Raw genomic sequence first — 13,379 nt, 5'->3', positions numbered from 1 at the left:
GTAGCGTTCCGTGCAAGTATCGGGCTTTAGCGATCATCGCCACTTTACCCCGCTACGCCGCCTCTATCCGCTTCCTGTTCGGCTAGGCGCCCCCGTCGAGCCAGCATTTTGCCTTCGGCTTCCTTCAGATTCGCAGTCAACCGCGACACCCTTGCCGTTCAGCTAACATTTCCCCTTGCCGGATGTGTAGAGGACTTTCACCTCCAAGTCACCCGCTTGGCCACCACAGCCAAGCCAGTTGCGCTTGCGCGCAACGCGCCATGCCTGGCGCACAACTGAAAAGCCCGCCGACTTCCGTCGGCGGGCTCTGCATCACTTGCCCTCGAGCATGTGCCCACGCTCTTCGAGGTTGGTATGCCAATCCATCGCTTCGTGCAGCAGGTGCGGCGTCTGCCCACCCTTCTTGCACGCCGCATCGAAGTAAGCATTCAACGCATCGCGGTAGGATGGATGCACGCAGTTGTCGATGATCACACGCGCACGCTCACGAGGCGCCAAGCCACGCAAGTCAGCCAGGCCCTGCTCGGTTACCAGGATGCTGACATCGTGCTCGGTGTGGTCGACGTGCGCGACCATCGGAACCACGCTGGAGATATTGCCGCCCTTGGCGATCGATTTGGTGACGAAGATGGCCATATGGGCATTACGGGCGAAGTCACCCGAACCGCCGATGCCGTTCATCATCTTGGTACCGCCAACGTGGGTTGAGTTGACGTTGCCGTAGATATCGAATTCGAGCGCGGTGTTGATGCCGATGATGCCAATGCGACGCACCAGTTCCGGATGGTTGGAAATCTCCTGGGGACGCAGAACCAGCTTGTCCTTGTATTTTTCCAGATTGCCGAACACGCGGTTGTTGCAGCGCTCGGACAGGGTGATGGAACAACCGGAAGCAAAGACCATCTTGCCCGCGTCGATCAGATCGAAGGTGGAGTCCTGCAGCACCTCGGAGTACATCACCAGATTTTCGAACGGCGAATCGATCAGGCCGCACATCACGGCATTGGCGATGTTGCCGATACCGGCCTGCAGCGGGCCGAGACTGTTGCTCAGACGACCTGCATCGACTTCCTTCTTGAAGAAGTGAATCAGGTGGTTGGCGATAGCCTGAGTCTCATCGTCCGGCGGCGTGACTGTGGAATAGGAATCGGGCTGATCCGTGACAACGATCGCAGCGATTTTGGCCGGATCGATCGGGATGGCGCCTGTGCCGATACGATCATCGACCTTCAGCAGTGGGATCGGCTGGCGATTCGGGCGCTCACCCGGGATGTAGATGTCGTGCAGACCTTCCAGGTTGGGGTTGTGCGCCATGTTCAGCTCGATGATCACCTTGTCGGCAAACAGAGCCAGGTTGGCGGAGTTACCCACCGACGTGGTCGGCACGATGTGACCCTCTTCTGTGATCGCAACGGCCTCGATGATTGCGAGGTCGGGCTTCTTGATCTGGTGGTTACGCATCTGCTCGACGGTATGCGACAGGTGCTGGTCGATGAACATGACCTCGCCCGCGTTGATCGCCTTGCGCAGCGCTGCGTCAGCTTGGAAGGGCATACGACGGGCCAGCAGACCGGCCTCAGCCATCAGCCCGTCCAGGTCGTTGCCGAGGCTGGCACCGGTGATCAGGCTGATTTTCAGCGGGTTTTCCTTGGCGCGCTTGATCAGCGCCATGGGAACGGCTTTCGCTTCACCGGCACGGGTAAAACCGCTCATGCCGACAGTCATACCGTCGAGCACATGAGTAGCGGCCTCGTCGGCGCTCATGACCTTGCTATGCAGGGAGGACAAGCGGATGCGATCAGAATACATTTGAGCCTCGAACCACTGAGAAATCGGAAGGTGGCAGTCTAGTATGTTTAAAGACGCTCGGGTCACATACTAAGGTCGTAGAGCAATCAACCTTAATAACCGTGTCGCACGCTCGTTCTTTTGTAGCTTTATAAACTGCGGATATAAAAAAAATAGCCTTATAAACTATGGATATAAAAAAGCCGGATGACCTTTGAGGCCTCCGGCGTTTTCGTTCCCCTAAAGGAATCTGGTGGGTCGTGTAGGATTCGAACCTACGACCAATTGGTTAAAAGCCAACTGCTCTACCAACTGAGCTAACGACCCGATGCGGAGCGCATGATAATGATTTGATTGGTTAAATCAAGTTTTTTTGGCTCGTATGTAGCGAGTGGGATCGACAATACCAGCCTCATCGAAACCGGCCGCCCGTAGACGGCAACTGTCGCATTTGCCACATGCGCGTCCATCATCGTCAGCCTGATAGCAAGAAACAGTCGTGCTGTAATCCACACCCAAACCCACGCCAGCCTGAACGATCTGGCCCTTGCTCAGATTTTGCAGCGGGGCACGAATGGTAAACCCGCTGCCTTCCACCCCAGCCTTGGTGGCGAGATTGGCCAGCCGCTCGAAGGCCTCGATGAAGGCCGGACGACAGTCCGGATAGCCTGAGTAGTCGACAGCATTCACACCGATGAAAATATCCCGCGCACCTAGCACCTCAGCCCACCCCAACGCCAGGGAAAGGAACAAGGTATTGCGTGCGGGTACGTAGGTGACAGGTATCCCCTCACCCATCTCTTCAGGTACGGCAATGCGGCTATCGGTTAGCGCCGATCCGCCAATCCCGTTGAGGCTCATGCCGATCACCTTGTGCTCGACTACGTCCAATTGTCGAGCCACCCGCTCCGCAGCCTGCAGCTCTGCGCGATGACGCTGGCCATAATCGAAGCTCATGCTGTAGCAGGCATAACCGTCAGCTTTGGCCATCGCGACCACGGTCGCCGAATCGAGCCCGCCGGACAAAAGGATTACAGCTTTCTTGGAAGTCATGGTTAAGCCCGTCGAAAACCGCTGCGACCAGTCAGTGCCCAGGCGCATCGTTCCAGAGAATTTTGTGCAACTGCAACTGCAGACGCACCGGAAGGTTGTCGGCGACGATCCAGTCGGCCAGCGCCCGCGCGCCTACCTGCCCATGGCTGGGTGAAAAAAGCACTTCACCTGCCCGCGCGTCGAGCCTGTACTCGATCAGCTTGGTCACCGCCCAATCGTAGTCTTCGCGCGAGCAGATCACGAACTTGACCTGGTCATTGCGCGTCAGGAGACCGATGTTCTCGTAGCGGTTGCGTGCCACTTCTGCCGAGCCTGGTGTCTTCAGGTCTACCACCCGACTTACCCGCACGTCAGTCGCCGAGATATCCAAGGCGCCACTGGTTTCCAGAGAAACTTCGTAGCCGGCGTCGCATAAGCGCTCCAGCAACGGTATGCAGTTCGGCTGGGCCAGTGGCTCACCGCCGGTGACGCAAACGTACCGCGGCCGATACGCGGCGACGCGTACCAAAACAGTATCGAGCGACATGACCTCGCCGCCAGCGAAGGCATAGGCGGTATCGCAGTACTGACAGCGCAGCGGGCAGCCGGTCAGGCGGACGAACACAGTGGGCAGGCCAGTGCTGCGCGTCTCGCCCTGCAGCGAATGGAAAATCTCGGTAATTCGCAAAGTATGGTGCATATCAGCCACGGGCGTAACGGCTAAACAGGCCATCCGCCTCCGTTGCGGGAAAGGGCCGCGATTCTAACGAAAATCTATCTATGGTCACCCCCGGTTTCTGCAATACCGACCCGCGATGATTGTATGGCTTGGCTAAATCCATCCGGCGTCTCGTTGGGGCATACCCCGCGCCACGATGCCCGCGCCACGATGAGAGTCGCGCCTGGTGATCCTGAAAAACCGGCGGCTTCGAAAGCCGATTCTTGTGTCAGGTCCTTCACCAGGCCGGTGGGCCGTTCACGTCATCGGCTGTTCAGCATCGCAAGAACCTGAAAGGGTGTTTCGTGGTACAGCTGAACGACGCGTCGCATCAGTCCGGCTCCACCTTGAAATTATCGTTCGGACTCGGCGCGGCGCCAAACCCGGCGGACTGCTCACCAGTATGTGGGGGCGTGATCCTTGCTCACCACACCTTTCACGATCCGAATCTCAAACGCCTCACATGCCTGTCTTACCAGTTCACATACTCGCTCAGCCACCTCCCCGATAAGCACCTTGTATCGGTACTGGGTCACCCAGACAAAGTGATACTCGATCGGGTAGACCGTGTGGCTTCCATATCTGTAATCCATGCGCTGGCCTTCCAGCTGCGTATGGTGGCGCTAAAGCTGACCGGCTGGAAGCCGGTGGTTTTAACCTTGTGATGGAAAATAAAAACACCCTGCGAAAGCGTAGCCCTCGCAGGGTGTGGGGTGACCTTCTCATCAACCCGCTGCGAGAGCGGGTTGTTCAACCTGGTCGGTCACACCAGCTCTTCAAGCTCTGGCAGGATCTCGAACAGATCGCCAACCAGGCCATAGTCGGCAACCTGGAAGATAGGCGCCTCCTCGTCCTTGTTGATCGCGACGATTACCTTGGAGTCTTTCATGCCCGCGAGGTGCTGGATCGCTCCAGAGATACCGACTGCGATGTACAGCTGCGGCGCAACGATCTTGCCCGTCTGACCGACCTGCATGTCGTTCGGCACGAAACCGGCATCGACCGCGGCACGCGAGGCGCCAACGGCGGCGCCGAGCTTGTCGGCCAGCGAGTAGAGGTGCTTGAAGTTGTCACCGTTCTGCATGCCGCGACCACCGGAGACAACGATCTTCGCAGCCGTCAGCTCAGGACGATCAGACTTGGCCAGCTCCTCACCTACGAACGAGGAAACGCCCGCATCGCCCGTACCGGAAACCTGCTCGACAGCTGCCGAACCCCCTTCGGCATTGACCGGATCAAATCCAGTGGCACGCACGGTAATAACCTTGATCGCTGCGCTGGATTGCACGGTGGCAATGGCGTTACCGGCATAGATCGGACGCTTGAAGGTGTCCGGGCTTTCAACAGCAATGATTTCAGAGATCTGATCGACGTCCAGCTCGGCGGCGACGCGCGGCAGAAAGTTCTTGCCGTTGGTAGTGGCAGCAGCCAGTACGTGGCTGTAATCCTTCGCCAGATCGGCAATCAGCGGCGCAACGTTTTCCGGCAGCTGATGGGCATAGGCAGCATCGTCGGCGACAAGCACCTTGGAAACGCCTTCGATCTTGGCTGCCGCCTCACCGATCGCAGCGCAACCGGCACCGGCAACCAGCACATGGATGTCGCCGCCGATCGCCTTGGCCGCGGCCACGGTGTTCAAGGTGGCAGCAGCCAGAACGGCGTTGTTGTGTTCAGCGATAACCAGGATAGTCATTTAGATTACCTTCGCCTCGTTCTTCAGTTTCTCGACCAGTTCAGCCACGGACTTGACCTTTATGCCTGCGCTGCGTGCGGCCGGCGCTTCGACTTTCAGGGTCTTCACGGTGGAAATGGTGGTTACGCCGAGCGCGTCCGGCGTCAGCACTTCCAGCGGCTTCTTCTTGGCCTTCATGATGTTAGGCAGCGACGCGTAGCGCGGCTCGTTCAGGCGCAGATCGGTGGTCACGATTGCCGGCAGATTCAACGCAACGGTTTGCGCGCCGCCGTCGATTTCACGCTCAACGTTCACCTTGTCGCCCGACACTTCGACTTTCGAGGCGAAAGTGCCCTGAGCGAACCCAGTCAGCGCACCGAGCATCTGGCCAGTCTGGTTGTTGTCACTGTCGATGGCCTGTTTGCCAAGGATCACCAACTGCGGCTGCTCTTTGTCGACAACAGCCTTCAGAAGCTTGGCAACGGCCAAGGAATTGAGCTCTTCGCTGGACTCGACCAGCACGGCGCGATCGGCACCCAGGGCCAGCGCGGTACGCAGTTGCTCCTGGGCAGCGGTCGGACCGATGGACACCACGATGATTTCGCTCGCCACGCCCTTCTCTTTCAGGCGTACGGCTTCTTCAACAGCGATTTCGCAGAAGGGGTTCATCGACATCTTGACGTTGGCGAGGTCGACGCCAGAGTTGTCCGCCTTGACGCGGACCTTGACGTTGTAATCGACCACTCGTTTGACAGCTACAAGAATCTTCATGGATTCCTCGTTACTCTCCGGTGAATAGAATTTCGCCGAGGCGAACCGAGCCATGCTCAAGGACCGGGCCACCATGAGCCTTCGGACCTGTTCGGCGAGCACAAAACTGCCCGTATCTTGACTGCAGGCAACAGCTGGGGTCAATAACGCAAATAACCCGTCATAAACCGCTGTTTCCGGATTCTATCAGGCTTGAGAGAAATTCAAACGAACGTTTGTATTGGACCCTTTCAGGCGTCTATATATAATGCGGCAGCTCGGCTTGGTCAGGGATACGATCCAGCCCTCCCCTATCTATAAAACAATCAAGCCTTGAGTAGGAGATAGCCAATGGAACGCGAATACATGGAATTCGACGTAGTCATCGTCGGCGCCGGCCCCGCGGGCCTGTCCGCTGCCTGCAGGCTGAAACAGAAAGCTGCCGACGCAGGCCAGGAAATCAGTGTCTGTGTCGTCGAGAAAGGCTCTGAAGTCGGCGCACATATTCTCTCCGGTGCGGTATTCGAACCACGTGCGCTCAATGAACTCTTTCCCAACTGGAAGGAGCTCGAAGCGCCGCTTAATACAGCGGTCAAGCGCGACGACATCTACCTGCTCAAGAACGCCGAATCGGCCAGCAAGCTGCCCAATGCCTTCGTGCCCAAGACCATGCACAACGAGGGCAACTACATCATTTCCCTGGGTAATCTGTGCCGCTGGCTGGCGCAGCAGGCCGAGAACCTGGGCGTTGAAATCTACCCCGGCTTCTCTGCCCAGGAAGCGCTCATTGATGAACAGGGTGTAGTCAAGGGCATCCTCACTGGCGATCTCGGCGTTGATCGCGAAGGCAATCCCAAGGAAGGCATGTACACACCCGGCATGGAACTGCGCGCCAAGTACACGCTGTTTGCCGAAGGCTGCCGTGGTCATATCGGCAAACAACTGATCAGCCGCTTCCAGCTCAACGCCAACGTCGATCCGCAGCACTACGGTATCGGCATCAAGGAACTCTGGGACATCGACCCGGCCAAGCATGAACAGGGCCTGGTCGTGCATACCGCCGGCTGGCCGCTGAATGACGAGAATACTGGCGGCTCCTTCCTCTATCACCTGGAGAACAACCAGGTGGTGGTCGGGCTGATTGTCGACCTGTCCTACAGCAACCCGCACCTGTCTCCGTTCGATGAATTCCAGCGCTACAAGCACCACCCGGTAATCAAGCAGTACCTGGAAGGCGGCAAGCGTGTGTCCTACGGTGCCCGCGCCATCGCCAAAGGCGGCCTGAACTCCCTGCCGAAGATGGTCTTCAAGGGCGGCGCATTGATCGGCTGCGATGCGGGCACGCTGAACTTCGCCAAGATCAAAGGCAGCCACACGGCGATGAAGTCCGGCATGCTGGCGGCGGAGGCTGTCGCCGATGCGCTGTTGGCAGGGAACGAAGGTGGCGATGAACTGACCACCTACGAAGAGGGCTTCAAGAACAGCTGGCTGTACGATGAGCTGTACAAGAGCCGCAACTTCGGGCCCGCGATCCACAAGTGGGGCGCGATCAAGGGTGGCGCATTCAACTTCATCGATCAGAACATTTTCGGCGGCAAGATTCCCTTCACGTTGCATGACACCAAGCCGGATCATGCCTGCCTGAAACTGGCCGACGAAGCGAAGAAGATCGACTACCCGAAACCCGACGGCAAGCTCAGTTTCGACAAGCTGAGTTCAGTGTTCCTCTCCAATACCAACCATGAGGAAGAACAACCGGTTCACCTCAAGTTGACCGACCCGAGCATCCCGATCGACAAGAACCTGCCGATGTACGACGAGCCCGCACAGCGCTACTGCCCTGCGGGTGTCTACGAAGTGGTGGCCAACGACGACGGCAGCAAGCGCTTCCAGATCAACGCGCAAAACTGCGTGCACTGCAAAACCTGCGATATCAAGGACCCCGCCCAGAACATCACCTGGGTGGCACCGGAAGGTGCTGGCGGACCTAACTATCCCAACATGTAAAAAGAAAGGCGGGCTATTCAGCCCGCCTTTTTCGTCTCCCGAATAGCATGAAGTCACATCCGTCGACTCATGCCCTTCGCTCTCACAACCAAACTAACCGCCTTTGGCATTCTCCGCCAAAAATTGCAGCACCAGCTCCTGCTCACTGGGCGTCAAGCCCGCACGCGGGAACATGCTCTGGGTAATGCCACGCCACTGAGTAATGGTGTAGTCACTTGGCTCCTTGGCAACGTGACACAGCGTACAACGACCGTAGAACAGCTTCTCACCCGGCCCCATGCTCCCCATGGTCGCGCCTTTAACGGCCTGAGCGCGGGCCATCAGGTTCATCGAAGCAGCATCGATGAGCAGATCCTGCGGTGCCTCTTCGATTTCCGGCGGCTCGAACGCCAGGTTCTCCGACTCGGGATCGATGCACTTCCTCAGGCCGGCCAGGCAGGTATTGGCGCTGGTTGCCTGACTGAGGCCACTCGCTGCGAGACTGGTGGTGATGACGTTGATCGACCCGCTATTGCAACGTCCTTTCGAGTCGAACTGCACCCAGCCACCCTCTTCAAGACTGGCAACCCCCTGCATGATCTGATCGGTCACCCGCGCTCCGGCAATGGTAATGCCGCGATCATTGAACAACTCGACAAGGTCACCCTCTTCGATGCCGTTGGCCTGGGCGTCCTCAATGCTGATCAGCACATGCTGGCGTCCCTGCACATGCTCCTCGTGACGCAGCTCCGTGTTGGCCATTTGCGAATGCAAGCGGTTGAACGGATGCGGACTGACCACATGCACCTGTCCCGGCTTGGCGTTACCCAGAAACTCTGCCGGTTCGAGGTACTTCGGTATCGGCGGGCAATCCGGCACATTGGCCTTGGCAATGGTTTCGCAATACAGCTCGATTTTTCCAGACGCTGTATGTAGCGGGTTCTTTTCCGGGTCCGTGAAGAAATCGCCGTGACGCACCCAGCGGTACATCTCTTCCGGCACGTCCAGCTTGACGTAGCCTTTTTCCCAGAACTCCTCGAAGGGAATCCCCGGATTGGCATGGGCATAGGCATTTTCCAGCACCTGACGAACCGTCAGGCCCTCGGTGAACTGATAGCCCACCCCCATCAGATCAGCCAGGCGCTTGAATATCTCGAAGTCATCAAGGCTTTCGCCATACGGCTCGATAACCTGGCGCATCGCATAGATCTTGTCGTTACTGTAAGTGCCGCCCGAACTCATGTCGTCGCGTTCCAGCACCGTGGTCGCGGGCAAGACAATATCGGCGAAGCGTGAAGACGCACACCACCAAGGGTCCTGGCAGATATAAGTTTCCACCTGCTGGTTCATCGCCCGCAGCAGTTCATTGGTGTTCTGCTGATGGGAAAACACGTTGTTACCCGCCACATACACCAGCTTGACGTCTGGGTAAGCCTCCTCGCTGCCATCGCGAGTGAACTTCTTACCGGGGTTGAGCAGCATTTCGCTGATTCGCGAAGCTGGACAACGTGTCTTGACCGGGTTGCGCCCCTGCGGAAGACCGATAGGCATGGTCTTGGTGGATTGCGGCATACCGCCACCGCCGTAATGCCAGCTGAACCCGATACCCTCGCCCGGCTTGCCAATCTTGCCGACCATGGCGGCAAAGTTGACTGCGGCCCAGTGCGGCATTTCACCATGGTGCGCACGCTGCAACGACCAGGCCATGGCGAACTGGGTACGCTTGCTGGCGAACAACTCGGCCATCTCGATGATTTTTTCTGCAGCAATACCGGTGATGGCCGCCGCCCACTCGGGCGTCTTGGCAGGAGTTCCGTCGGCATCCTCACCCAGCAGATAGGGCAGGAATTTATCGAAGCCCACTGTGTACTTATCCAGATAGGCCTGATCGTACTTACCGGTCTTATAGACATGGTAGGACATGGCCAGGAACAGCGCCGTATCGGTGTTGGGGATGATTTTCACCCAGTCCGAGCCCAGCTCCACATCGGTAATCGTGTACTGCGGATTGATGGAAATGAACTTGACGCCCTTTTCCTTGATCTTCTGCCAGCGCGGGTACATCTGATGATCGGCGGTGGTGAATTCGACCCGGTTGTTCTTCCAGGGATCGCAACCGACCATAACCATGACCTCGGTATTTTCAGCCACCATGGTCCAGGACGTCTGCGGCGAATAGACCTCCATATCGCCGATGATGTGAGGCAGGCTGATTTGCGAGGCGCCACCCGAATAGTCGCCGGTGGTTACGGAGTGCCCGCCGATCAGGTTGAACAGGCGCCCCTGCAGCACTTGCGGGCGTAACAGCCCGCCATGGGACCAGCCGCTGTAAGAAGCACTGAACAACGCCTCGTTGCCATGTTTCTCAGCGGTATTCAGGATGGCATTGGCCGTCAGCGCCAGGGCTTGCTCCCAGGTAACCCGCACGAAGGGTTCCTTGCCACGCAAATGCGGCTTGGTATCGCCAGTAGGATCAGCCAGGTACGACTTGCGCACCATCGGGTACATAACCCGCGTCTTGTGGTAGACACGTTCCAGATAACCTTCGGTCAGCATCTTGTTCGGCATGGCGTCCAATTCAGGCACCGGCTGAATACCTACCAGAACACCGTCCTTGACCACCGCCCGGAAAGGCCCCCAGTGGTCAGCACTGGGAATGATGACGGTATCGTCGGCAAAAACCTCATCGCTGCCAAACCAACTGAACCCCTGTACAGCCACGGCCGAAGCCACTGTAGTTTTGAGAAACTTTCTTCTGCTGACCGGCATATCGTCTCCTTCGACTCTATCCACAACTTCCCATCGCCAGGCCAAAAAGTATTTATTTTTTAGGCGGTTAGGCGTGTGGGTTGGCCTTAAGCTAGCACAGATAGATTGTAGTGGTCAACTAATTCCGGACACCTCGATAGGTGGTTTCGACGCCATCGCCCGCTCGTAAACGGTCGGTGGCAGATATCCCAGTTTCGAGTGCAGCCGCTCGTTGTTGTAAAACCCAACGATGTATTCCACGATGTCACGTATCGCTTCTGCGTGATTGGCGTAGTCGCGGCGCCATACCCGCTCCATTTTCAAACTCAGAAAAAAGCGTTCCATCACTGAGTTGTCCCAGCAGTTACCTTTACGGCTCATGCTTTGCTGCATGTCATTTCGCGCCAGCAACGCTCTGTAGCTTGCGCTGGCGTACTGGCTACCGCGATCCGAGTGGGCGATCAGGCCAGGTGGCGGTTGACGCTGAGCAATTGCCAGCTGCATTGCACTACACACCAGCTCGGCAGGCATGTTCGGGGCCATGGACCAACCCACGATCTTGCGTGAGAACAAATCCAATACCACAGCCAGGTACAGCCAGCCGCTGCGGGTCCGGATGTAGGTAATGTCCGCTACCCAGGCCTTGTTTACCGCCTCAGGCTCGAATTGACGATTCAGTACATTGTCGGCAACTGGCAGGTCGTGCTTGCTATCGGTCGTGTGCACAAACTTACGCTTCCAAGCCGAACGCAGGCCGTTGGCACGCATCAAGCGACGAATTTTATAAACGCCGATTTCCATACCCTTGGCGCGCAACGCTTTACGTAACGGACGGCTCCCATAGCAGCCGCCACTCGCATCAAACGACGCTTTGAGCTGCACGGTCACGGGGCAAACCGATGCTGGCGTGTCGGCACGCCTGTTTGCCTCGTAGAACCCCGATCGGCTGACCCCCAGCAGCCGACAGACATACGCCACCGAATAAGCCTTCTGTTGCAGCTGCCGAACCAGGCGATACGTTACTTCAGCTCGCGGGCAAAGAAGGCGGTGGCTTTTTTTAATACATCGTTATCCATCTTGAGCTGGCGGTTTTCCTGCTCCAGCTGCCGGATTCGCTGCTGTTCGGATGTTAGTGGTTTACCGATCCCGGGCTGACCCAATTGCTCAGCCTCGTACTGCTGAACCCAGCGCCGGACGGCTGTCTCACCAATATTCAGATCGCGACAGACCTGCGGAGCGGTCAGCCCCTGGTCCTTGATCATCTTCACGACTTGCAGCTTGAAGCTGTCGTCGAATGTCCTGCGTTTGGTGGTCATGAAAAACTCCTCGATAGATGCATTTTCCACCTATCGAGGTGTCCGGGGAAATTAGACCACTACAGATTGAAGATCACGCGCTATCCGCATGGTTATATCCGGAACATCTACCAACCCGGCAGACGCTCAAATGGATGAGCGCACAATGCAGAACTGCAGCAGAGGAAGGAGCGCACTACAGAAAGCAAAGAAGAGAGTCGCCCATGACTAGCGTCTGTTGAGCCCAGGCGAGCCGATGACATTGATGCTCGGGTGGCTATCTGCATGGCAGGCAGCAAACAACGCGTGGGGTGCGCTACAACGACCCGATGGGGAAAAACACACCGCCGCTCCAGACGCCGAGCCAGCTCTGGCCGTCGATCTCGCAAGGCACCGCCAGGTCCACCAACTGATAGAAGACATTGCGATGGATCAGCGCTTCGAGATTGGCGCGCACATGTATGTAGGGAGCCGGCTCCCGGGTAGCCGGATCAATCTCGAAACGCAAGGGATGCTCAGCTCCCGCTTCGACCTCATCCTCAACATTGGTGAAAAAGCGCAGTAACTGCACCTCACCCTGCCCCTCAACCTCGAGTCGAACCGCCACGAAGGGCACATCCTCGACCTGGATTCCGACCTTCTCGACAGGCGTCACCAGGAAATAATCATCACCGTCGCGGCGAATCACCGTGGAAAACAATCGCACCATGGCCGGGCGACCGATTGGCGTGCCCATGTAGTACCAGCGACCGTCACGGGCAATGCGCATGTCCAGGTCACCGCAGAATGGCGGATTCCACAGATGCACGGGGGCCGGTCCCTTTTTCTCGCTTCGTGGAATCTGCCCCAGCAGATTTGCGGCCTGGTCTGAATCAGTCATTGGCATGCCTCAGCGAGCGGTACCCAACAAGCGCCGTGCATAGTCACGCAACGGCGGCCCCAGCAGTTCTTCGGGCTGATTGTCGTACAGCCACAACAACCCACCTCGGCTACGGATGCGCGCCGTATCCACCAGGTAGCGCGTCCCGGTTTCCACCAGCATCAGTTGCACCACGCTGCTGTCCACCCCAAGACGATCCAGCGCACGCTGATCATTCAGCTCGTCGAAACTGCCGATGCGGTCGTCCGCGGCGGCGAAGCGTGTATACAGCAGGTAGTGGGCGCCGACGGATGACGCTTGAGCCATCGCCTCCTCAAAGCCGAGCGGCTGAGCCGAACGACGCACCATGGGAAAGTATTCGACGAAGCCTTTGAAGGCCTCCTCGGCGACCACGTTAGGCCGTGGATAGGCGTCTCCCGGCGGAACGAAATGGGCCTGGGCGACATAGATGAAGGAATCTGCCTGCAACCGCCAGGAAGCGGCACGACGGGTCTCGCTATGGTCGAGAAT

10 protein-coding genes, 1 tRNA gene and 1 pseudogene are annotated in these 13,379 nt (G+C 57.7%); 1 reads left to right on the top strand and 11 read right to left on the bottom strand.

From position 1 onward, the window contains the following. Positions 1–312: 312 nt before the first annotated feature. From NA637_RS22195 to NA637_RS22165, 7 genes and pseudogenes are all read right to left on the bottom strand, one after another. Positions 313–1,809 (bottom strand): acetyl-CoA hydrolase/transferase family protein, encoded by a 1,497-nt coding sequence (locus tag NA637_RS22195; RefSeq protein ID WP_256074689.1) that lies wholly within the window; start codon positions 1,807–1,809, stop codon positions 313–315. A 230-nt stretch (positions 1,810–2,039) separates the two neighbouring features. Further along, a tRNA-Lys gene (locus NA637_RS22190) sits at positions 2,040–2,115 on the bottom strand. Positions 2,116–2,151: 36 nt separating this feature from the next. Then, positions 2,152–2,841, bottom strand: a complete 690-nt coding sequence (gene queC / locus NA637_RS22185; protein ID WP_256074688.1) for a 7-cyano-7-deazaguanine synthase QueC — start codon at positions 2,839–2,841, stop codon at positions 2,152–2,154. Between the two features lie 31 nt (positions 2,842–2,872). Next, complete coding sequence (gene queE / locus NA637_RS22180; protein ID WP_256074686.1) at positions 2,873–3,520, bottom strand: 7-carboxy-7-deazaguanine synthase QueE; 648 nt, start codon at positions 3,518–3,520, stop codon at positions 2,873–2,875. Positions 3,521–3,901: 381 nt separating this feature from the next. Next, positions 3,902–4,131: pseudogene (gene tnpA / locus NA637_RS22175) on the bottom strand (IS200/IS605 family transposase); the annotation flags it as partial. A gap of 170 nt (positions 4,132–4,301) precedes the next feature. Continuing rightward, entirely contained in the window at positions 4,302–5,231 is a 930-nt protein-coding gene (locus NA637_RS22170; RefSeq protein ID WP_256074685.1) for an electron transfer flavoprotein subunit alpha/FixB family protein, read from the bottom strand. Beyond that, the gene (locus NA637_RS22165; protein ID WP_256074684.1) at positions 5,232–5,981 is read right to left on the bottom strand and encodes an electron transfer flavoprotein subunit beta/FixA family protein; all 750 of its coding nucleotides are present in this window, start codon (positions 5,979–5,981) and stop codon (positions 5,232–5,234) included. It lies immediately after the preceding gene. Positions 5,982–6,311: 330 nt separating this feature from the next. On the opposite strand from NA637_RS22165, the gene NA637_RS22160 reads away from it, so the two are divergent. Then, on the top strand, positions 6,312–7,967 hold the full coding sequence (locus NA637_RS22160; RefSeq protein ID WP_256051393.1) for an electron transfer flavoprotein-ubiquinone oxidoreductase: 1,656 nt from the start codon (positions 6,312–6,314) through the stop codon (positions 7,965–7,967). A gap of 93 nt (positions 7,968–8,060) precedes the next feature. On the opposite strand, the gene NA637_RS22155 is transcribed toward NA637_RS22160, so the two are convergent. The 4 genes from NA637_RS22155 to NA637_RS22140 all read right to left on the bottom strand — a co-directional run. Then, positions 8,061–10,715, bottom strand: coding sequence for a molybdopterin-dependent oxidoreductase (locus NA637_RS22155; protein WP_256074682.1), 2,655 nt, complete (start codon positions 10,713–10,715; stop codon positions 8,061–8,063). Between the two features lie 114 nt (positions 10,716–10,829). Further along, positions 10,830–12,010 (bottom strand): IS3 family transposase gene (locus NA637_RS22150; RefSeq protein ID WP_197674156.1). Its coding sequence is split into 2 segments (ribosomal slippage): positions 10,830–11,755 and positions 11,755–12,010, totalling 1,182 coding nucleotides; the frame shifts between segments, so codons are not numbered across the junction. Positions 12,011–12,305: 295 nt separating this feature from the next. Further along, positions 12,306–12,869 (bottom strand): DUF1285 domain-containing protein, encoded by a 564-nt coding sequence (locus NA637_RS22145; RefSeq protein WP_256074681.1) that lies wholly within the window; start codon positions 12,867–12,869, stop codon positions 12,306–12,308. Positions 12,870–12,878: 9 nt separating this feature from the next. After that, positions 12,879–13,379: DUF4823 domain-containing protein (locus NA637_RS22140; protein ID WP_256074680.1), on the bottom strand; the 501-nt coding region annotated here is incomplete at its 5' end.

Source organism: Stutzerimonas stutzeri (assembly GCF_024448935.1).
In the GTDB taxonomy this organism is placed as follows: domain Bacteria; phylum Pseudomonadota; class Gammaproteobacteria; order Pseudomonadales; family Pseudomonadaceae; genus Stutzerimonas; species Stutzerimonas stutzeri_AO.
This window is presented reverse-complemented; position numbering and strand designations above follow the sequence as displayed.

What these genes read in the sequence shown, in the direction of transcription:
- NA637_RS22195 (WP_256074689.1), bottom strand. Translation starts at nt 1,809, where the DNA reads ATGTATTCTGATCGCATCCGCTTGTCCTCCCTGCATAGCAAGGTCATG.
- queC (WP_256074688.1), bottom strand. Translation starts at nt 2,841, where the DNA reads ATGACTTCCAAGAAAGCTGTAATCCTTTTGTCCGGCGGGCTCGATTCG.
- queE (WP_256074686.1), bottom strand. Translation starts at nt 3,520, where the DNA reads ATGCACCATACTTTGCGAATTACCGAGATTTTCCATTCGCTGCAGGGC.
- NA637_RS22170 (WP_256074685.1), bottom strand. Translation starts at nt 5,231, where the DNA reads ATGACTATCCTGGTTATCGCTGAACACAACAACGCCGTTCTGGCTGCT.
- NA637_RS22165 (WP_256074684.1), bottom strand. Translation starts at nt 5,981, where the DNA reads ATGAAGATTCTTGTAGCTGTCAAACGAGTGGTCGATTACAACGTCAAG.
- NA637_RS22160 (WP_256051393.1), top strand. Translation starts at nt 6,312, where the DNA reads ATGGAACGCGAATACATGGAATTCGACGTAGTCATCGTCGGCGCCGGC.
- NA637_RS22155 (WP_256074682.1), bottom strand. Translation starts at nt 10,715, where the DNA reads ATGCCGGTCAGCAGAAGAAAGTTTCTCAAAACTACAGTGGCTTCGGCC.
- NA637_RS22145 (WP_256074681.1), bottom strand. Translation starts at nt 12,869, where the DNA reads ATGACTGATTCAGACCAGGCCGCAAATCTGCTGGGGCAGATTCCACGA.